The sequence below is a fragment of the Moritella sp. Urea-trap-13 genome (assembly GCF_002836355.1).
Taxonomy (GTDB): domain Bacteria; phylum Pseudomonadota; class Gammaproteobacteria; order Enterobacterales; family Moritellaceae; genus Moritella.
Genome location: NZ_PJCA01000001.1, coordinates 309,343 through 330,622, shown reverse-complemented (window position 1 = coordinate 330,622; position 21,280 = coordinate 309,343). Strand labels below are relative to the sequence as shown.

18 protein-coding genes are annotated in these 21,280 nt (G+C 41.7%); 5 read left to right on the top strand and 13 right to left on the bottom strand.

Going from position 1 to position 21,280, the window contains the following annotated elements; genetic code table 11:
* Positions 1–25: 25 nt before the first annotated feature.
* A complete protein-coding gene (locus CXF93_RS01480; RefSeq protein WP_198551556.1) occupies positions 26–763 on the bottom strand; it encodes a sensor histidine kinase KdpD in 738 nt (245 codons plus the stop codon).
* A 104-nt stretch (positions 764–867) separates the two neighbouring features.
* Between CXF93_RS01480 and cysB the strand changes: the two genes are divergently transcribed.
* Positions 868–1,842: an HTH-type transcriptional regulator CysB gene (gene cysB, locus CXF93_RS01475; RefSeq protein WP_101060536.1), complete on the top strand. Its 975-nt coding sequence runs from the start codon at positions 868–870 to the stop codon at positions 1,840–1,842.
* 32 nt (positions 1,843–1,874) lie between these two features.
* Here cysB and CXF93_RS01470 read toward each other — a convergent pair whose 3' ends face one another.
* The 12 genes from CXF93_RS01470 to CXF93_RS01415 form a co-directional block, all read right to left on the bottom strand.
* Complete coding sequence (locus tag CXF93_RS01470; protein ID WP_101060535.1) at positions 1,875–3,494, bottom strand: wax ester/triacylglycerol synthase family O-acyltransferase; 1,620 nt, start codon at positions 3,492–3,494, stop codon at positions 1,875–1,877.
* A gap of 339 nt (positions 3,495–3,833) precedes the next feature.
* Positions 3,834–5,225: an L-serine ammonia-lyase gene (locus CXF93_RS01465; protein ID WP_101060534.1), complete on the bottom strand. Its 1,392-nt coding sequence runs from the start codon at positions 5,223–5,225 to the stop codon at positions 3,834–3,836.
* Positions 5,226–5,586: 361 nt separating this feature from the next.
* Positions 5,587–6,483 (bottom strand): heme o synthase, encoded by an 897-nt coding sequence (gene cyoE / locus CXF93_RS01460; RefSeq protein WP_101060533.1) that lies wholly within the window; start codon positions 6,481–6,483, stop codon positions 5,587–5,589.
* On the bottom strand, positions 6,480–7,520 hold the full coding sequence (locus tag CXF93_RS01455) for a heme A synthase (protein WP_101060532.1): 1,041 nt from the start codon (positions 7,518–7,520) through the stop codon (positions 6,480–6,482). The genes cyoE and CXF93_RS01455 overlap by 4 nt, the downstream gene beginning before the upstream one ends.
* 25 nt (positions 7,521–7,545) lie before the next feature.
* Positions 7,546–8,055 carry a hypothetical protein gene (locus CXF93_RS01450; RefSeq protein ID WP_101060531.1) on the bottom strand — a complete coding sequence of 170 codons (510 nt, stop codon included), beginning with the start codon at positions 8,053–8,055 and terminating at the stop codon, positions 7,546–7,548.
* Between the two features lie 99 nt (positions 8,056–8,154).
* Entirely contained in the window at positions 8,155–8,892 is a 738-nt protein-coding gene (locus CXF93_RS01445) for an SURF1 family protein (RefSeq protein WP_101060530.1), read from the bottom strand.
* 152 nt (positions 8,893–9,044) lie between these two features.
* Positions 9,045–10,076 (bottom strand): dihydroorotase, encoded by a 1,032-nt coding sequence (gene pyrC, locus CXF93_RS01440; protein WP_101060529.1) that lies wholly within the window; start codon positions 10,074–10,076, stop codon positions 9,045–9,047.
* A gap of 214 nt (positions 10,077–10,290) precedes the next feature.
* Positions 10,291–11,187, bottom strand: coding sequence for a cytochrome c oxidase subunit 3 (locus tag CXF93_RS01435; RefSeq protein ID WP_101060528.1), 897 nt, complete (start codon positions 11,185–11,187; stop codon positions 10,291–10,293).
* A 10-nt stretch (positions 11,188–11,197) separates the two neighbouring features.
* Positions 11,198–11,737: a cytochrome c oxidase assembly protein gene (locus tag CXF93_RS01430; RefSeq protein WP_101060527.1), complete on the bottom strand. Its 540-nt coding sequence runs from the start codon at positions 11,735–11,737 to the stop codon at positions 11,198–11,200.
* Complete coding sequence (gene ctaD, locus CXF93_RS01425; RefSeq protein ID WP_369832180.1) at positions 11,737–13,359, bottom strand: cytochrome c oxidase subunit I; 1,623 nt, start codon at positions 13,357–13,359, stop codon at positions 11,737–11,739. Before ctaD ends, CXF93_RS01430 begins: the two co-directional genes overlap by 1 nt.
* A gap of 22 nt (positions 13,360–13,381) precedes the next feature.
* Positions 13,382–14,551, bottom strand: a complete 1,170-nt coding sequence (gene coxB, locus CXF93_RS01420; protein ID WP_101060526.1) for a cytochrome c oxidase subunit II — start codon at positions 14,549–14,551, stop codon at positions 13,382–13,384.
* 155 nt (positions 14,552–14,706) lie between these two features.
* On the bottom strand, positions 14,707–14,979 hold the full coding sequence (locus CXF93_RS01415) for a hypothetical protein (RefSeq protein ID WP_101060525.1): 273 nt from the start codon (positions 14,977–14,979) through the stop codon (positions 14,707–14,709).
* A 349-nt stretch (positions 14,980–15,328) separates the two neighbouring features.
* On the opposite strand from CXF93_RS01415, the gene tig reads away from it, so the two are divergent.
* The 4 genes from tig (at position 15,329) to lon (ending at position 21,220) form a co-directional block, all read left to right on the top strand.
* Positions 15,329–16,639: a trigger factor gene (gene tig, locus CXF93_RS01410; RefSeq protein ID WP_101060524.1), complete on the top strand. Its 1,311-nt coding sequence runs from the start codon at positions 15,329–15,331 to the stop codon at positions 16,637–16,639.
* Positions 16,640–16,733: 94 nt separating this feature from the next.
* Positions 16,734–17,357: an ATP-dependent Clp endopeptidase proteolytic subunit ClpP gene (clpP, locus tag CXF93_RS01405; RefSeq protein ID WP_101060523.1), complete on the top strand. Its 624-nt coding sequence runs from the start codon at positions 16,734–16,736 to the stop codon at positions 17,355–17,357.
* Between the two features lie 82 nt (positions 17,358–17,439).
* Positions 17,440–18,714, top strand: a complete 1,275-nt coding sequence (gene clpX / locus CXF93_RS01400) for an ATP-dependent protease ATP-binding subunit ClpX (RefSeq protein WP_101060522.1) — start codon at positions 17,440–17,442, stop codon at positions 18,712–18,714.
* A gap of 154 nt (positions 18,715–18,868) precedes the next feature.
* On the top strand, positions 18,869–21,220 hold the full coding sequence (gene lon / locus CXF93_RS01395) for an endopeptidase La (protein ID WP_101060521.1): 2,352 nt from the start codon (positions 18,869–18,871) through the stop codon (positions 21,218–21,220).
* Positions 21,221–21,280: the final 60 nt, after the last annotated feature.

Sequence of the window (21,280 nt, the reverse complement as noted above, 5' to 3'; positions counted from 1 at the left end):
TAAGATATTACTATAAATACCTTAGTTAAGGTAGTGTTAAGGTAAAGATACCACCGCCAAGTTTGCCGCCATTTCTCAGTGAGATAAACCCTGATTTTGCTTTGACTACATGTGCGTTAGCAATTAATCTCGCAAAATATAACCCTAATCCAGTACGCCCTTGTTTGCTGCTGAGCTCCGCCATTGAGTTGTGCTGCGCCTGTAACATGCTTTCTGGGTAGCCGTCACCGTTGTCGGCAATCTCAATGACCAATTGTTTATTAACCAGGTTCGCCGTCACGAGGATCTTGCCTTTGCTATAGCGCAGCGCATTGATAAAGACGTCGGATAATAAGTAACTAATCAAATTGTGATCGCAGTACCAAGCTAGGTCTGGATCAATGTTAATGTTAATATCGATGTTGTTACTTTCGCTGTACAATTGATTTTTAATACAAAACTCAGTGAAGTAATCAGCAATAAAACATTCAGCAATGTTTATTGGTAGCTGATCTTTTTCATCTCGATAAAGCGATAACACTTGGACCAAACTGCTATTAAGACGCAATACTTCATAGTGTAAATCGGCCAGCTTAGCGGCCTGTTTATCCTTATCTGGCACGGTGTGCATATCCGCAGACATAGACTCGATCGATTGCAATAACAAGCATAATGAGTTTTTCATATCGTGCACCGCCGATGTCAGGATCAGCGCATAATCGACTGTGTCTTTAGTTGGTTTAATGTTATCGTCTAATGGTGTTATCATATCTTTAACTAGCATAAAAGTAATTATCCATAGCATATCTTATTAGCAAGAAATAACAGTATTCTGCTCTGGTTTTGTTAGAATAGAATTAATTATTTGGAATATAGAGCATATCACGAATGAAGTTACAGCAATTTAGATACATAGTCGAAGTTCTCAATCACAATTTGAATGTGTCTGCGACAGCAGAAAGTCTTTATACTTCGCAGCCTGGCATCAGTAAGCAAGTGCGTATGCTAGAAGATGAACTTGGTGTACAAATATTCGAACGTAGCGGTAAACACCTCACTAAAGTGACGCCTGCTGGTAAAGATATTATTCGTATTGCTGCTGATATTCTAGGCAAGGTTGAAAGCATTAAAGCGGTGGCGAGTCAGCATACCCATCCTTCGAAAGGCACATTAAATATTTCGACAACGCATACCCAAGCACGTTATGCACTGCCGAAAGTGATTAAAGGTTTTATTGAACGTTACCCGGATGTGTCATTAAACATGCATCAAGGTACGCCGGCACAGATCAGTGATTCGGTTTCTAAGGGCACGGCTGATTTTGCTATTGCCACTGAAGCATTGCATTTGTACAGTGACTTAGTGATGCTACCTTGTTACCACTGGAATCGTTCTATTATCGTAAAACCAGGTCATCCACTGACTAAAGTGGGTAAAATCACGGTTGAAGATATCGCAAAATATGCACTGGTTACCTACGTATTTGGTTTTACTGGCCGTTCAGAATTAGATTGTGCGTTTGATGCAGCTGGGCTAGAGCCTAAAATTGTGTTTACGGCAACAGATGCTGACGTGATTAAAACTTACGTGAAACTTGGTATCGGTGTGGGTGTGTTAGCCACAATGGCGTTTGATGATGCAACTGATGATGATTTAGTGCGTATCGATGCAAGTCATTTATTTACCTCGAGCACAACTAAAATTGGTTTCCGTAAAGGTACCTTCTTGCGTACTTACATGTATGATTTCATGGAACGTTTTGCTCCGCATTTGACGCGAGATGTTGTTGATAAAGCGATTATGCTAAAAACAGCAGAAGAGATTGATGACATGTTTAAAGAGATCTCGCTACCAACAAGGTAACGAGATAGTATGACTCGGCTAATTTTCTGTGTTTAGCCGAGCGTTTTTTCAGCCTGCCTTTTATTATCTTTAATCTGTTTACTACCTTTCTGATTGTCTTTCTGGGTGGCCGAGTCGGCTTTTTGGGGTGTTAATGTTGTAGTTGTTGTATCTCGTGCGACAGTTGAACAAGCATTATCGTTAATGACACCAATCAATTCATGCAAACTATGTGATAACGCATCATCGTCACCCAGTCGGGCGATTTGTTCACTGACAATATCGATCGCACTGGTCATTACTACCTGTTCTAATTCGGTAAATGCATCTTCGATGTAAGTCGATATCTTTGTCAGTTCGGGTAGGTTTGTCCGACAGGCAATTAACCCCACATTGAGATGTTCCATATAACTGTACAAGGTGATATTCAGTGACATCCCCGGTGGCAATGCTGATAACGGGAAGCATTCCTGCATTTTTGCCCCCATCATATACATAGGTTTACGTGGGCCCGGGACATTTGAGATAAGCACATTACCGACGGGTGGTAATACCGTGTCAAGATTGAGTAATTCACTGATCACCGCCAGACCTTGGCTTGCGAGTGTATAGCTGGTTAATGCTTCATCGGATAATAACCGAGCTTGTTGTTTTAATTTGTCACAAGCGTCTTTAATGGCCATCAGACGGGTTAGTGGTGAAGCGTCGCTATGGGCCAACTCCACCATCGTAATGGCAATACGGTTATTCGATGTAGTGTCGTTGGGATCGCGTAGGCTTACTGGAATTTGTGCGGTAAGTGGTTGCTTAAGCTGAAAGTTTATATCCGCCAAATAACGTTGTAAGGCTATATCACAAATACACACCACGACATCATTTACCGTTGTGCCAGCTATTTTGCCTATGTTCTTTACTCGTGCGAGTGGTAACAGGCTCGTTGCTGCTCGGCGCGCTCGTTTTGGGCTTACTGAAAATGGCGTTTTGGGTGCTGTAAACGGGGTCGGGATATTGGCTTTATAGACCTTAGCGCCTTGTAATAACAGCTTAGAACCAAGTCCAATAATCGATGGTATTGCCCGTACTTGCTTGGTTAATATAGCCCCATTCTGTTTTAATTTATCGACTAAACTGGTTTTTATTTCTGTATCAGGCTGCTTACTCTCAAAACCTGTTTGGCTCCAAAATGCTTGCAGTGCGCCATCAGCTTGTGGGGATAAATAACTAAGGATAATACGGTTGGCTTTGACACCGTCAGTAAAGGCATGGTGCAATTTTAAATAGATGGAAAATTGATTATTGGCTAGCCCTGAAATTAAGTGCATTTCCCATAGTGGGCGACTACGGTCCATCAGGTTAGAGTGGGAGTGCTCAATGTATTCAATGAGTTGTTCCCGCGTACCTGGCTGAGGTAAGCGAATTCGACGAACGTGATAACCCAGATCAACGTTATGGTCTTCTTGCCAGTGCATCATCCCCGAGTAAGCGGTATGTAATGTGTAATTAAACGGCTTTTCTATTTGCGTACATGCCATTAGTTGTTGATACAGATCTTCACCATAATCGCCTTGATAGTTATTTGGAATATCAAAAATTTGCATTGCTGCTACATGGTTTGGGCGAGATACCGTTTCGCAATACAGGAATCCCATATCGGGTAGAGTGAGCGCTTTCATGAATATTTCCCTAATGTTGGCATAGCGGACAACTGGTTACGTCGTGCGATAAAATAGAATAAGTGACCTAATGGGAAGTAGAGAGTAATTAAGCGGTAAAGTCATTAGGGCCAAGGCTATTCACTGCTATTTACACCTAAAAGTATGAGGCTTGTTCTCAGGCGTTTCTACGCATTGAAATAAATCAGTAATCAAAGGGATGAGGGCAGGGTAATACCTGTTATGAGGTACTGAAAGAGCATGTTGTGAGGGATATAAAAAAGCCAGAATAGTGACGAACACATTCTGGCTTTTATTCGTTCTGTTCCTAAATAATATTAGTTATTTAGGTGAGACAGATTAAGTACAAGTGTGGGCTTTTTTGATATCGCCAACATTCAGTACTTTAATTGCTAAACCACCCTGTGATGTTTCACGGTATTTAGCATTCATGTCTTTACCAGTCTCGTACATTGTTTCGATAACTTTATCTAACGACACACAAGGCTCACTTGTACGGCGCATTGCCATACGTGAAGCATTGATTGCTTTTACTGCTGCAATCGCGTTACGTTCGATACAAGGTACTTGCACTTGGCCACCAACAGGGTCGCAAGTTAGACCTAAGTTATGTTCCATGCCGATCTCAGCTGCTTGACAAACTTGTGATGCGCTTGCACCCATCAGTTCAGCAAGACCTGCCGCAGCCATAGAGCATGATACGCCTACTTCGCCTTGACAGCCTACTTCCGCGCCCGAGATAGATGCGTTAGTTTTGTATAGAATACCAATAGCGCCAGATGCGAGGTAGAATTTAGTATATTCATCACGCGTTAATGGACGGATAAACTTGTCGTAGTAAGCTAACACGGCTGGGATGATACCCGCAGCGCCATTTGTTGGTGCTGTTACAACACGGCCACCGGCTGCATTTTCTTCACTCACTGCAAGTGCAAACATATTAACCCAGTCAATGATGTTCATTGGATCTGTGTTAAAACCATCGCTTGCTTCTAGCTGGCGTTTAAGTGCTGCTGCACGACGCGGTACGCGTAATGGTCCCGCTAATAAACCTTCAGTCTTAGAACCACGTTCAATTGCGGCCGACATCGTTGTCCAGATAATTGAAAACTGGTGATGTGTTTCTTGCTCTGTGCGGAATGATTTTTCATTCTCAGCCATTAGTGCACTGATAGATAAAGCGTTATCTTGACAGTGTTCAACCAGTTTTGCTGCGCTGTTAAATGGGTATTTAACGTCAGCTGTTTCACCTTGTGTTAGACCGAAGTTTTCTTCGTCAACGATGAAACCACCACCAGTAGAGTAATATGTTTTTGTAAATGAAACTTCACCATCGATATAAGCATGAATTTTCAAACCATTTTCATGTAGTGCAAGAGGCTCATCAATAAAGTTCATCGCTGAAGGGGGAAAATCAACAGTATGACAGTGTAGACCGATTGGTAAACGACGTGTTTGTTCAACACGGTGAATAAACTCTGGTATTGCATCGATATCAACAGTTTCAGGTGAATTACCTGCTAAACCCATTAAGATAGCAATATCAGTGTGGTGACCTTTACCAGTCAACGATAATGAACCATGCACATCCACTGTGATTTGAGTGACTTCGCGGATCTTCCCTGTCGCTCGTAGGTCGTCGATAAATTGCTTGGCAGCTTTCATTGGACCAACAGTATGAGAACTTGATGGACCAATACCAACTTTGTAGATATCGAATACACTGATCATAGTAATTCCTCAGCAGATGCTTAAGTTATATAAGCTTAAATAATTAGCGCTCTAACAGTTTCTTGTTAGGCAGAATAATGGGGGATTAAACTTTTTTTTAATCTCTCAAATTTTATGACGCTATAATAGCGATTTAATTCGAAAAAACAACTGTCAATATAGTAGGCAACACTGTTATTTAGAGGTTGATCCCATATAACAATTCATTATGTTTAAAAAATGCAGTGTAAAGCTTTGTTTATTTTATTTGGCAGAGAACTTTTAATTACCGAGGTAATAAACGCGTGTATTTAACGCATTTATTTATATATGAAGATTACCTTTAATAATTAATAGTTTAGGCTGGAATGCTAATTGCTTGCTAATAGTGAATAATCCAGTGATCGACTAACAACAATATAAATAACACCATTAAATGTATGATCGAGAATTTAAATGTTTGGAAGGCGGTTTTTCTGGTGGGTTTGAATTTTAAGCGATAAGCGTAATAAATAAAGCTCAGCCCTAAGATTGTTGAACCAGCAAAATAGAGTAAGCCACTGAGTTGCGTCAGCCAAGGTAACCAAGTGACAGGTAATAGCAGTAGCGTGTACAGCAGTATCAGGGTTTTAGTATATTCCGCACCATGTGTCACTGGTAACATCGGGATCTTAGCTTTGGCATATTCTTTTTCTCTATGGATAGCTAGCGCCCAAAAGTGAGGTGGCGTCCAGATGAAAATAATCATTACTAGCAGTAACGCTTGTCCTGTGACCTCGCCGGTCATTGCCGTCCAACCAAGCAGTGGAGGTGTTGCGCCTGCAAGTCCACCGATGGCAATATTTTGTGGTGTTGCTCGTTTCAAGTACATGGTATAAATCACTGCATAACCAATCAAACTGGCAAAGGTTAACCAAGCCGTTAATGCGTTAACAAAGACAAATAGTGTCGCCATGCCGATTATTGCCATGCCCGTGGCAAAGACCAATGCTTTTGCCGTGCTAATGGTATTTTGCACTAATGGCCGCTGATGGGTTCGGGTCATGATGGCATCAATACGTTGGTCGAGAATATGGTTGTAGGCTGCTGCTGCTGCAGACAATAGTCCAATACCCACTAATGCTGGTACTAATAAACTCAGTGAGGGTAAAGTAGGAAGGGCTAGCACCATACCGACTAATGCTGTGAGCAGTAACAGCGCCACAACCTTAGGTTTGGTTAGTTGATAGTAGGCGCGCCAGTTGGGGGTAAGCGTTAATTTGATGGATTGCGTATTCATGACACCTCTTGCAGTTGCTGTTGGTTGAACCAAAGTAGGGTGACTAAGGTTATCAGTAAGATCGCCGCGACTAGGTTGTGCGCCACTGCGATACCCAGCGGTAGCAGGAATAAAACATTGGCGATACCTAAACTGACTTGTAAGCAAAGAATGACAAGCAGGGTTATGGCAACAAAACGTATTTTTCTTTCGGGTTGATGCTTGAGTAATTGGTAGGCAGTAAGCAGCAGATAAACGATCGTCACTCCAGCCCAGATACGATGGGTGATATGGATGTTCATTCTGGCGATGGTATCACGCACCCCATACTGGTAGGTGTCAGCCACTGGACTGAGACTAAATACATCATTGAGATTAAAACGGCTTAACCAGTCGCCATTACAAATCGGTAATTCAGTGCAGACTATGGCGGCGTAGTTTGAGCTTGTCCAACCGCCTAGGGCAATTTGAATAATGACGACTGGCAACGCAATAACGCAATATAATTGAACGCGGACTAATCGTTGTCTATGGATGGGCAATATACGCTCACTGTGCCTGAGATCATTTAACGGTTGGGTTAATAGATTCGGCGGCATTGCAGGTCGAGATAACCGTAATCGAAATAATACCAGTAGGGATAAAATACTAAAGCCCCCCAGTAAATGGCCCATGACAATGATGGGCTGTAAATTCATGGTGACCGTCCACATGCCTAATGCGGCTTGAAATAAAACCAGTAGCGTGAGTGCTGTCGCTAATCGCAGCTGCTGCCTTTGCTTACCACTGACGATGAAAATAATGAGGATAAGTAAGCCTAACAGCCCGGCAATATAGCGGTGGATCATTTCATTCCAGGCTTTTTCTGGCTGTAAAGGTTGGTTGGGATAAGCGAGTTGCGCGGAGGCGATATCTTGAGCATTGGTTGGTACAGCATTAAACCCATAGCAACCAGGCCAGTCAGGGCAGCCGAGTCCGGCATCGGTTAAGCGCGTATAAGCACCAAGAATAATGACGAAAAAAGCTAATAATATCGTCAGGTTGAGCAGTTTTGACATAGACAATCCTTGTTTATTGCTGTGCTTACCCTATTTTTGATATTTTAAGTAAGCGCTTTAAATCCTTTAATAAACCCGCTGATACTTTCAATGCCGCTGCTTTATCTGCAGGGAACTGATAACGCATGAAAATATTTCCTAATGGATCAACTAAATATAGTGTATCCGAGATTAATTGCTGCTGATTAACCGCGCTTAATTGTAATTTTGTGAGCGCTTGGGTATCTATGTTCTCTGATTCAAATGCTGGAGGCACAGTGAGGTAGCGCTGCACGCGACGGCCTTCGGAAGCGAGTAGTGTATGCACTTGTTGGATCTGCCATATACTCTCTTGGCAAACCGCGTTGCAGTCGGTATTGGGGTTGTAGAGCAGTAACCAGGCTTGCGGTGCGGATGCGAGCGTTAAAGGCGGCGTGATTAATTCGCCAGTATTGGTTTTAGCGCCTTGGTACCAGTCATTAACCAACACCAATTTTGCGACTAAGATCGGCGCGACGAATAAACCGAGCATGATAAATAAAGGTTTTTTTTGCATGACTAATCCTTATCTTGCGTATTATTGTTCATTATTTAGGTATTTAGGTATTTAGGTATTTAGGTATTTAGGTATTTAGGTATTTAGGTATTTAGGTATTTAGGTATTTAGCTTGTTAGTTACTTGGTATTTCTTTATCCAGTAGCCACTGCACAGGGTCAATGCAAACGCTAAGGCAAACCATTGCACGGCATAGGCGGTATGTTTTGCAGGTGGCATGACGGTGATCTGCCACGTTTTACTAAAGCCAACAGGGGAATTATTTTCAAGCTGTAATAATAATGGTTTCAGTGGGGTATCTAGGTAGCTCTGCAGTTGTGAAATAGTTGTACGCTGTATCACCAAAATATTATTTTCACCAGCATAGATATTATCACCGAGTAACCAAGGTGAACCTTGTGGTGCGCTTAATGTGCCGGTTAAATGATAGTTACTGGTGAATGTCGGTATTACTGGCAATACTTGTCGTGATGGAGAGGCCGCTATCCAGCCTAGGTTCACCAATATGGTTTGTTTATCGCTGTGAAAAGGCAGATATAGATGATAACCGATACGTTTATTATTAATCTGATTGTCGAGTAATATTGGCTGTTGGTTGTCAAAATAGCCTTGCAACGACACTTGATGATGCAGGTTTTGGGCTGTTACTTGGGTTAGTGTGGTGATGACGGCTTGGTCGATATCTAATAGCGCTTGTTTTTCTTGTGCTCGTGCAAGTTGCCACAACCCCAATTTCATACAAATACCGACGGCAAGTAGGCTAAAGAGCACGAACCCGATTAAGCGTTTAGGGTATTTAGGCTCTGGCTTAGGTATGGTATCAACATGAGTTTGCATATTTACTCTCGATCAATAGCAGCGTGCAATTAAGCATAGAGTTGTTTTAATAAAGTGGGTGAAGAACAACAGAAAGGTTAATTTTATGAGTCGCTTACAGAGGAATATCCCAGCACAGAGTGCTGGGATAGCAACACATGTCTAAAGAAGTGTTATTTTACTTGCCAAGCGATGGTCTCGCCAGTTCTGATTGGTACCATCTTCGCGTCACCAAACGGTAGCGTTGTTGGTACTTGCCATGCAGACTTTTCTAACGTGATAGTGTCAGTGTTGCGTGGTAAGTTATAAAAATCAGGGCCGTTGAAGCTGGCGAATGCTTCTAGCTTATCAAGGGCATTCTGTTGCTCAAATACTTCTGCATAGAGCTCAATTGCAGCATGTGATGTGTAAGCACCAGCACAACCACAAGCCGACTCTTTTTTATCATCTGCGTGTGGCGCTGAATCAGTACCCAAGAAGAACTTATTGCTACCGCTTGTTGCCGCTTGAACCAGTGTTGCTTGATGGGTATTACGTTTCAAGATTGGTAAGCAGTAGTAGTGTGGCTTGATGCCGCCCACTAACATGTGGTTACGGTTGAATAATAAGTGATGCGCTGTGATTGTGGCAGCGATATTGTCGCTAGCATTATTCACAAACTCAACTGCATCTGCAGTAGTGATGTGTTCAAGCACAATTTTTAAATTGGGGAAATCAGCAATAACAGGTTTTAGCACTGTATCTAGATATACTTTTTCACGATCAAAAATATCGATATCTGCATCTGTCACTTCACCGTGTAATAACAGTGGCATACCCGCATCTTGTAATGCTTGTAGCGCAGGGTAAACATTTTTAATTGAAGTTACACCTGATGATGAATTTGTCGTTGCGCCGGCTGGGTAAAGCTTTGCTGCATAAACGATACCGCTTGCTTTTGCTGCGCGGATATCTTCAGCAGTGGTTTGATCGGTAAGATAGATAGTCATTAATGGACTAAATGAAGAATCAGCGGGTACGTTAGCTAAGATACGTTGGCGGTATTCTTGGGCGATCGCAGCATTCGTTACTGGTGGTACTAGGTTCGGCATAATTATTGCGCGCCCCATGTAACGGCTAATGTCCGCAACAGTATGTTTTAAAACATCACCATCTCGAAGGTGCAGGTGCCAGTCATCTGGGCGGGTGATCGTTAAAGTTTCCATTTGATTTCTCCATCGCTAATTTCCGCAGATTCTAAAGATTAATGCTGGTGAAGTCAAAGCGCTAGTAGCAATTGATGTGAAAAGACGATACCAAGCAAGCCTATTGTTAATTTTAGATTATTTGGTATCGAAGTCATCCTATATGGTAAGGTCAGAGTAATAGTGAGAGCGACTGTTTAAGTTAGACTTGTTACTGTTAAAATCAGCATTGTCACTAAACAATGTAGACAAAGATAAACAAAATGATCCACACCACATCCACAAAATGCCAGTACCAAGCGGCGGCTTCAAAGGCAAAGTGTTTACCTGGGGTAAAGTGACCGTTGATGACCCGCAATAGCATCACAGTTAACATGATCACGCCCAATGTAACGTGCATACCATGAAAACCAGTGAGCATATAAAAAGTATTGCCATAGACGCCAGAATCAAAGCGCAATGATAATACTTGATAAGCGTGTATGTACTCTTCAGCTTGGAAAAATAAGAAGGTAATACCAAGTGCCACAGTAATCGCTAACCAAGTGACTAACTTGGCACGATGTTTGGCAATCAGGTTATGATGAGCAAAGTGTAGCGTTACTGATGAGCTAATCAAAATCACGGTATTAATTAATGGTAACCCATACCAAGGCATGGCTTGTGTTTCTCTGCCATCTGGGGTAATTGTTAATGGCCATGTTGGGATAAATTCAGACCAAATTACCGCATGGGTCATGGTATTATTACCTTCACCACCGAGCCAAGGAATAGATAAGTTACGCAGGTAAAATAATACCCCGAATAACGCCACGAAAAACATCACTTCAGAAAAGATAAACCACAACATACCCATTCTAAATGAACGATCGAGCTGTTCATTGTAGAGCCCTTTCATTGATTCGCTAACGACATTACGAAACCAACTAAACAGCATGAATAATAACACCGCGATACCCACAAATAAAATCGGTATACCGGTATTGCTGCCTTCCTTACCGATCATTTGTACTGTCGTTGCTGCGCCAATGGCAATGATAAAAAGTGCGATAGCACCGACTAAAGGCCAAGCACTACTGGCTGGTACATAGTAGTTCTTTGGGGCGTTGGCGTATTCGTTATTATCTTCCATTACAAGGCTCCTAGCGCATTGCTACTTCAGTTGGTTCATTTTTAAACAGAGTGTAGGCGAGGGTTAATGTCGATATATCTGCGGGTATGTTAGGGTCGATATAAAAAATAAGTGGCATTATCGCCTCTTCATTGGCCGCTAACATTTGTTCTTGAAAGCAAAAGCATTCTGTCTTGACTAAGTATTGCGCGCCATAACCAGGACTAATCGAAGGCACAGCTCGGCCAAAGGTGTCTTGGTCACTTTGATTGATCGCCACAAAGCTGACTTGATAGCGTTCACCAGGATGTAACTCAATACTGTTAATTTCAGGCTTAAATTGCCAAGGCAGCTGTTTGTTTAAATACGTGACAAACTCAACCTTGACCGTGCGAGACTCATCGACGGTTGTCATCGGTACGGATGATGCGCGACTATAATCTTTGCCATTTAACCCAGTAATGTCGCAAAAAATATCATAGAGTGGCACTAAGGCAAAACCAAAACCGAACATACCGACAGCGCTAAAGATCAGCAGGCGTAAGTGTTTTTTTATTTTCGCTGTTGTCATTATTTCACCTCAGGTGGGGTATCAAAGGTGTGGTAAGGCGCTGGTGAAGGAACCGTCCATTCTAATCCTTCGGCACCTTCCCATGGTTTTGCTGGTGCCTTTTGACCGCCGCGAACGGCCATGATAACAACGGTAACAAAAATCAGTTGAGAAAGACCAAATAGGAAACCACCAATACTGACTATTTTGTTAATATCGGCAAATTGCAGCGCGTAGTCGGGAATACGGCGCGGCATACCTGCAAGACCTAAGAAATGCATCGGGAAAAATAGAATGTTGACTGATATTAAAGAACACCAAAAATGCCATTTACCCAGTCTTTCATTAAACATGTAGCCGGTCCATTTAGGCAGCCAGTAATAGGCTGCCGCCATAATCGAGAACACCGCGCCAGTTACCAGTACGTAATGAAAGTGAGCCACAACAAAGTAGGTATCATGATATTGAAAATCGGCGGGGGTAATGGCCAGCATCAGTCCCGAAAAACCACCTATGGTAAACAATACAATGAAAGCTAGGGCAAATAGCATTGGCACTTCAAAGGTAATCGAGCCACGCCAGAGCGTAGATACCCAGTTAAATATTTTCACCCCAGTTGGCACTGATATCAACATGGTGCAATACATAAAGAACAGCTCAGCTGCCAAAGGTAAGCCCACAGTAAACATATGATGCGCCCATACTGTGAAACTCAAGATGGCAATCGATGCAGTGGCATACACCATAGAGTGATAGCCAAATAATTGTTTACGAGCGAATGTCGGAATGATAGCTGAGATGATGCCAAATGATGGCAAGATCATAATATACACTTCGGGATGGCCGAAGAACCAGAATATATGTTGGAAGAGGACTGGATCACCGCCCCCGGCAGCATCAAAAAAACTGGTGCCGAAGTATTTATCTGTCAGGATCATCGTCACTGCACCAGCTAATACTGGCATCACGGCGATTAACAAAAATGCAGTAATCAACCAAGTCCACACGAACATCGGCATTTTCATTAATGTCATGCCCGGTGCGCGCATATTTAAAATGGTGACGATGACGTTAATCGCCCCCATGATCGAACTGATCCCCATTAAATGCACGGAGAATACAAACATCGCGGTACTGTCGGGACTGTATTTAGTTGATAGCGGCGGATAGAAGGTCCAACCAAAGTTAGGGCCGCCACCTTCTGTAAACAACGATAACAGCAATAATGAAAAGGCAAACGGTAAGATCCAAAAGCTCCAGTTATTCATCCGTGGCAGTGCCATATCCGGCGCACCTATCATCAAGGGTAGCATCCAGTTAGCCAAGCCAACAAATGCAGGCATAACGGCGCCAAACACCATTATTAAGCCGTGTGATGTGGTCATTTGGTTGAAAAAGTTGGGCTCGATTAACTGTAGGCCGGGTTGGAATAGCTCCGCGCGAATGATCATGGCCATTGCGCCACCAATAAAAAACATGGTTAAACTAAACCACAAGTACAAGCTACCTATGTCTTTGTGGTTGGTTGAAAATAACCAACGTTTATAACCTTTTGGTGCGCCGTGGTGTTCAGCATCGTGCTGTGGTTCAGAAATAGAGTTAATTACTTGCTCTGCATTATCTTTTAATTGTATATCACTCATGTGCAGTCCCTTGAATTACCGATTAGTTGCTATTGGTTAATGCAGTGTCGATTTGTGCTGGCTGTACAATGTCACCGGTATTATTTTCCCAAGCGTTACGTTCATAGGTGATAACTGCTGCGAGCTCTTGTTTAGTTAACTGTTTGGCAAACGCTGCCATTGCGGTACCGGATACACCTTGCAGGACAATGGTGATGTGTTTATTGACATCGCCAAGTGCAACAGGGCTGTTTTTTAATGCGGGGAACGCGCCGGGAATACCTTGCCCACCGACTTGGTGGCAAGCGGCACATGTACGGTTATATACGGTTTCACCGAGCGTCATCATCGTCGGCATGTCCATGGTTTTGGTCAGACTTTGCTGCTCTGCTTGTAACTGTTGTTTTGCCGTGACTTTTGCTTGAGCCAACCAAGCATCAAATGCTTCTGGCTCTAGCGCGGTGACCACAATTGGCATGAAACCATGGTCTTTGCCACACAGCTCTGCGCATTGGCCGCGGTAGGTACCAGCTGTATCTATCTTGGTCCAAGCCTCATTGATAAAGCCGGGATTAGCGTCTTTCTTTACCGCAAAGGCAGGCACCCACCATGAGTGGATGACATCGTCGGCTGTAACCAAGAAACGGATTTTTTTATTGATCGGTAATACCAATGGATGATCCACTTCTTTTAGATAATGCGGCTGTTTTTCTATCTCGTTATTAATTTCGGCTTGGCTGGTGGTTAAACGGCTGTAAAACTCAAGATCATGATCGAAATAGCGATAATGCCACTTCCATTGCGAACCCGTGATTTGAATGGTGATATCTGCTTCTGTGGTATCTTCCATCAAGATTAGCGCTTGTGTTGACGGGATCGCCATGGCAATTAAAATGACGATGGGGATAGCTGTCCAAATAATCTCGACAGTTGTGCTTTCATGGAACTTGGCTGCGACAGCACCTTTGGACTTACGGTGGCGATATAAAGACCAAAACATAATGCCAAACACAATTACCGCAATCGCAATACAAATATAGAGAATGGTCATGTGTAAGTTATAAACGGTATTACTGATACCCGTGACGCCCTCCGTCATATTCAATGTCGACTGCTGGGCAAATAACGGTGTTGATACAATCCCTAGTACAAATGCGATTAGTTTTATCGTTAGTTTAGATAAGCGCACATAACCTCCCTCAAAATTATCCATAATGACTCGCAAAATATAGATTAGATAATGAGTGAATTGTGTCCCTTGCTACGACTCTAAGCATTTAACAATCCACTGTTATTTGCCGAAGTATAGTTACAGAAATGTTAATTGCGCTACTTTGTGGTGAAGATAAAGCACTTTATCTATTGTGCCTAAGCATTGAAGGTAACTATTTCAAATGATTGCTTTAGTGCTGATATCTGCTCTTGTAACTTCTTGATGTGACAGGCAACCGATAGCGACAAGTCTTGTTGGTCTTGTTCTTTAACGCTGTCTAAGCGCATTACTTTTAGTTTAATGATTTGGGTATCTGTCATCAGATTATCAATATGCTGCATCATCTCTGGGTTGGGGTACTTTTCTTTGAGTGATTCTAGCTGATTGGTAAAATCTAAAAATGCACGTTCAATTTCGATAAGGGTCATAGCAACTCCTAGTAGCAATCTAAAGCAGGTTGATCTGGTTCACGTCAAATTGATTATAGTGTAAATCTTAATTTTCTACTGCGCAGGGGGATTAATGATCTTAAAGTTGATGGTGACTAATTAACCAAAGTGGAGTTGTAGCACTGTAAATTTGTAGTTTTTCACCTTATTTAGTCATAAAAGTCATTTTTGTTCTTGAATTTTAACTTTTCATCCATACATTATAAGCAAATAAATTATTTAAGTGCTATTTAGGGCGGCAATGCTCGATTTTTTTATTGCTGCTAGCTATAATGTCGCGTCATAAATTTCCAGTTGGAAATGTTATAAATTACTTAGAGGTATCTAAATGCAAGTTTCTGTAGAGACGACTCAAGGCCTAGAGCGCCGTTTAACTATCACAGTTCCAGCTGCAACAGTTAGCAAAGAAATCGACAACCGTTTACGTGGTTTAGCAAAAACTCAACGTATCGATGGTTTCCGTCCAGGTAAAGTTCCAGCTAAAGTAATCAAAAAACGCTTTGGCGCTGCTGTAGCTGAAGAAGTTGCTGGCGAAATCATGCAACGTAACTTCTACGAAGCAATCGTAGCTGAAAAATTAAACCTTGCTGGTGCTCCGACTCTTGAACCTGCACAAGTTAAAGAAGGCGAAGACTTCTCTTTCACTGCAACACTTGAAGTTTACCCTGAATTCGAAGTTGCTGGTATCGAAGCAATCACAATCGAAAAATCAGTATCTTCAGTAACAGACGCTGATGTTGATGGCATGATCGAAACCTTACGTAAGCAACACGCTGAGTGGGTTACTGCTGATCGTGCTGCTGAAGCTAACGACCAAGTTAAAGTTAACTTCAACGGTAGCATCGATGGTGAAGAATTCGAAGGCGGCAAAGCTGAAGATTTCACACTAGCTATGGGCCAAGGTCGTATGATTCCTGGTTTCGAAGAAGGCATCGTAGGTAAATCTGCAGGCGAAGAGTTCACTGTTGAAGTAACTTTCCCTGAAGAATACCATGCAGAAAACCTAAAAGGTAAAACTGCAAGTTTCGCTATCACGCTAAATGCTGTTGAAGCGCAAGAACTTCCAGAAATCAATGCAGAATTCGTAGGTAAATTCGGCGTTGAAGACGGTACTCTTGAGTCTCTAAAAGCTGAAATCAGCAAAAACATGAGCCGTGAACTTGAGCAAGCTATCAAAGCTGACACAAAAACTAAAGTGCTTGACGCATTAGTTGAATCAAATGACATCGACGTTCCTGCTGCACTAGTTAAGCAAGAAATCGTTACATTACGTGAGCAAGCTATGCAACGTTTTGGTCAAATGGCTCCACAAAACGCTCCAGAACTTCCTGATGAGTTATTCACAGAGCAAGCTAGCCGTCGTGTTAAAATCGGTCTAGTACTTGGTGAATTCATCAAAGTAAACGAAATCACTGCAGATGACGCACGTGTTCAAGACATGATCGCATCTATGGCTTCTGCATACGAAGATCCAGCTGAAGTAATCGCACACTACAAAGACAACGAGCAAGCACTAGAAAACGTTCGTAACGTAGCTGTTGAAGACCAAGCTATTGATTTAGTATTAGAAAAAGCAAACGTTACAGAAAAAGAAGTTGCGTTTGAAGAACTAATGAATAAAGCGACTCAAAACGCATAATTGCTGATTCGATTGAACAAAATACGTAATTAAGCGCTATAATGGCTCGAGTGGGGGTATTTCACTTGGGCCATTTTTATTTAGGGATGATAATATGTCAAAATTCTTTAATGATATCACAGAGTCTCCGTCAAACGCGTTAGTCCCTATGGTTGTTGAACAAACAGCTAAAGGTGAGCGTTCTTATGATATCTATTCTCGACTCTTAAAAGACCGTGTAATCTTTTTGACTGGCCAGGTTGAAGACCACATGGCTAATCTAGTTGTTGCACAGTTACTTTTCTTAGAATCAGAAAACCCAGATAAAGATATTTTTCTTTATATCAATTCACCAGGCGGTTCTGTAAGTGCTGGCATGTCAATTTATGACACTATGCAGTTTATCAAGCCAAATGTGTCGACGATTTGTATGGGTATGGCTGCGAGCATGGGTGCATTCCTTCTTGCTGGTGGCGAAAAAGGTAAGCGTCATGCATTACCTAACGCTAAGATCATGATTCACCAACCGTTAGGTGGTTATCAAGGTCAAGCATCTGATATTGAAATTCACGCGAAAGAAATTCTTAAAACTAAGCGTAAATTGAATGAAATATTAGCAGCGCATACAGGTCAAGAATTTGATCGTCTTGCAGCTGATACAGATCGTGATAATTATATGACTTCAGCTGAAGCGATGGATTACGGTCTTATCGATACAGTAATAACAAAACGCGATTAAGTAATTTTTGACAGGTGGAGTCTCTTTTGGCCATAATTAAGATTAGGCATAAGACTTTCTACCTGTAATGTGAGGTTATCGAATGACAGAAACAAAAAGTGGGGATAACGGTAAATTACTTTATTGTTCTTTTTGTGGCAAAAGCCAACATGAAGTACGTAAGTTAATTGCCGGCCCATCTGTCTACATTTGTGATGAATGTGTTGATCTTTGTAACGATATTATTCGTGAAGAGATTAAAGAAATTGCACCAAAACGTGAAGGTGATGAACTACCGACACCGCATCAGATTCGTAGCAAGTTAGACGATTACGTTATTGGTCAAGACCATGCGAAGAAAGTATTAGCAGTTGCGGTATACAATCACTATAAGCGTTTACGCAATGGCGATACATCTAATGGTGTAGAACTAGGTAAGAGTAATATCTTGTTAATTGGTCCAACTGGTAGTGGTAAAACATTATTAGCTGAAACATTAGCGCGTATTCTTGATGTACCTTTTACTATGGCTGATGCAACAACATTAACTGAAGCTGGTTATGTTGGTGAAGATGTTGAAAATATTATTCAGAAATTATTGCAGAAATGTGATTATGATGTAGAGAAAGCCCAGCGCGGTATTGTCTATATCGATGAAATTGATAAAATTTCACGTAAATCTGATAATCCATCTATTACTCGAGACGTATCGGGTGAAGGTGTTCAGCAAGCATTATTAAAACTAATTGAAGGGACTGTTGCTTCAGTACCGCCACAAGGTGGTCGTAAGCATCCTCAACAAGAGTTTTTACAAGTAGATACATCTAAGATCTTATTTATCTGTGGTGGTGCATTTGCTGGCTTAGAGAAAGTGATCGAAATGCGCAGTAACGTAGGCAGTGGTATTGGCTTTACGGCAGAAGTGAGAGGCGAGGCTGACAAAGCAACATTATCGCAAGTCTTTGCTAAAGTTGAACCACAAGATTTAGTTAAATTCGGTCTTATTCCTGAATTTATCGGTCGTCTACCTGTGACAGCAACATTAACAGAACTTGATGAAACTGCATTGATTCAGATCTTAACTGAACCGAAAAACGCGCTGACTAAACAGTATGCTGCATTATTCGATTTAGAAGGTGTTGAACTTGAGTTCCGTGAAGATGCTCTTACTGCAATTGCTAAAAAAGCCATGTCTCGAAATACTGGGGCACGTGGTTTACGTTCAATTGTAGAAGCCGTTTTACTGGATACGATGTACGATCTTCCTTCAGTTGAAGATATTAGCAAAGTTGTGATTGATGAATCTGTCATTAAAGAAGAATCAGCGCCAATTTTGATTTATGAAAATACTGAAAATAAGGCTGCATCTGCAGACTAGTGTTATATTTTTAAACACTTACTGTTAAAAAGGGGCGCAATGCCCCTTTTTTTATATTATTTTTCATAATTTAAGCTCCTAGCATTGATTGTTGAGTAATAACCCCTATATATTCAATATTAGCCCTTAGTCCAGTTTTATAAGTGAGGACAAGATGAGTTTTGAGCGTACGGAAAGCGTAAATATTCCTGTATTACCATTGCGTGATGTTGTGGTTTATCCCCACATGGTAATTCCTTTGTTTATTGGCCGAGAAAAGTCAATTCGTTGTCTTGAAGCCGCAATGGATACAGATAAACAAATATTTTTAGTTGCACAAAAAGATGCAGCTCAAGATGATCCCCAAGTTGATGATTTGAATAGCGTGGGTACAGTCGCTAATATTTTACAAATGTTAAAATTGCCTGACGGTACGGTCAAAGTATTAGTCGAAGGCACACAACGAGCTAAATTAAATAGCTTGAGTGATGGCGATGATTACTTCCAAGCCGAGATTGAATACATTGTTTCTGAGTCAGTATCTGACGAAGAAGAAGATGTACTTATTCGCACTGCAATCGGTCAGTTTGAAGGTTATATAAAACTAAACAAGAAGATCCCTGCTGAAGTACTTACATCAGTTATGGCGATCGACGAAGCTGCGCGTCTTGCAGATACAATGGCAGCACATATGCCGTTGAAATTAGAAGACAAGCAAGTGGTATTAGAACTGAGTAACGTTGCAGAACGTCTTGAGTTCCTAATGGCACAGATGGAATCTGAAATCGACCTATTACACGTTGAAAAGAAAATTCGTACACGTGTTAAAAAGCAGATGGAAAAAAGCCAGCGCGAATACTATTTGAATGAGCAAATGAAAGCGATTCAAAAAGAGCTAGGTGAATCTGAAGATGGCGTTGATGAATTTGAACAGTTGGCTGAGAAAATTGAGCAAGCACAAATGCCTGCTGAACCAAAAGCCAAAACCATTGCTGAGTTAAATAAATTAAAAATGATGTCGCCTATGTCTGCAGAAGCAACTGTAGTACGTAGTTATATCGATTGGATGATTTCAGTTCCTTGGAAGAAACGTTCAAAAGTTAAAAAAGACATTGCTAAAGCGCTAGAAATACTTGATGCAGACCATTTTGGTTTGGATAAAGTAAAAGAACGCATTTTAGAATATCTAGCAGTACAGAGCCGAGTGAATAAACTTAAAGGCCCAATTTTATGTCTTGTCGGTCCTCCTGGTGTAGGTAAAACTTCGTTAGGTCAATCGATTGCGAGAGCAACTGGACGTAAGTATGTACGTATGGCTCTTGGTGGCGTACGTGATGAAGCGGAAATTCGTGGACATCGCCGTACTTATATTGGTTCTATGCCGGGTAAGATAGTCCAGAAAATGGCGAAAGTTGAAGTTCGCAATCCCCTATTCTTATTAGATGAAATAGATAAGATGGCGTCGGATATGCGTGGCGATCCAGCTTCGGCATTACTGGAAGTATTAGACCCAGAACAAAATACCTCGTTTAATGATCACTATTTAGAAGTTGATTACGATCTGTCTGACGTGATGTTTGTTGCGACATCGAATTCAATGAATATTCCTGGTCCACTGCTTGACCGTATGGAAGTTATTCGTTTATCGGGTTATACCGAAGATGAAAAACTAAATATTGCTAAACAGCATCTGCTGGATAAGCAAATTGAGCGTAATGGTTTAAAAGCCAAAGAAATTAACATCGAAGATAGTGCATTAATGGGTATTATCCGTTATTACACTCGAGAAGCGGGTGTACGTTCACTTGAGCGTGAAATTTCTAAATTATGCCGTAAAGCGGTGAAACAGATATTGCTGAACAAATCACTTAAATCAGTGACGATCACCCAAGACAACTTATCTGAATATCTAGGCGTGCAAGTCTTTGATTTTGGTAAGACTGAAAGTGAAAGTCGTGTTGGTCAGGTGACGGGTCTAGCATGGACAGAAGTAGGCGGTGAATTACTGACTATTGAAACCACCTCTGTTCCTGGTAAAGGCAAGCTTAACTACACCGGTTCATTAGGTGAAGTGATGCAAGAGTCTATTCAAGCGGCGATGACGGTTGTTCGTTCTCGAGCTGAAAAACTACGCATTAATAATGACTTCTACGAAAAACGTGATATTCACGTACACGTACCTGAAGGCGCGACGCCAAAAGATGGTCCAAGTGCTGGTATTGCTATGTGTACAGCGCTGGTATCGAGCTTAACGGGTAACCCTGTACGTGCAAACGTTGCAATGACAGGTGAGATCACGTTAAGAGGTGAAGTATTACCTATCGGTGGCTTGAAAGAGAAGTTACTTGCGGCGCATCGTGGTGGTATTAAGCGTGTCTTGATTCCAAAAGAAAACGAACGTGATTTGGAAGAAATTCCAGCAAACGTGATTGGTGATCTGGAGATCCATCCGGTACGTTGGATTGAAGAAGTACTCGTGCTTGCGTTAGAGAATCATCCAGATTCTTTCGAAGTGGTATCAAAATAGTGTGATGGTTTTATAGGTTAGAGTGTCGACCCAGACTTGAATAGTCACTCTAACCTTGTT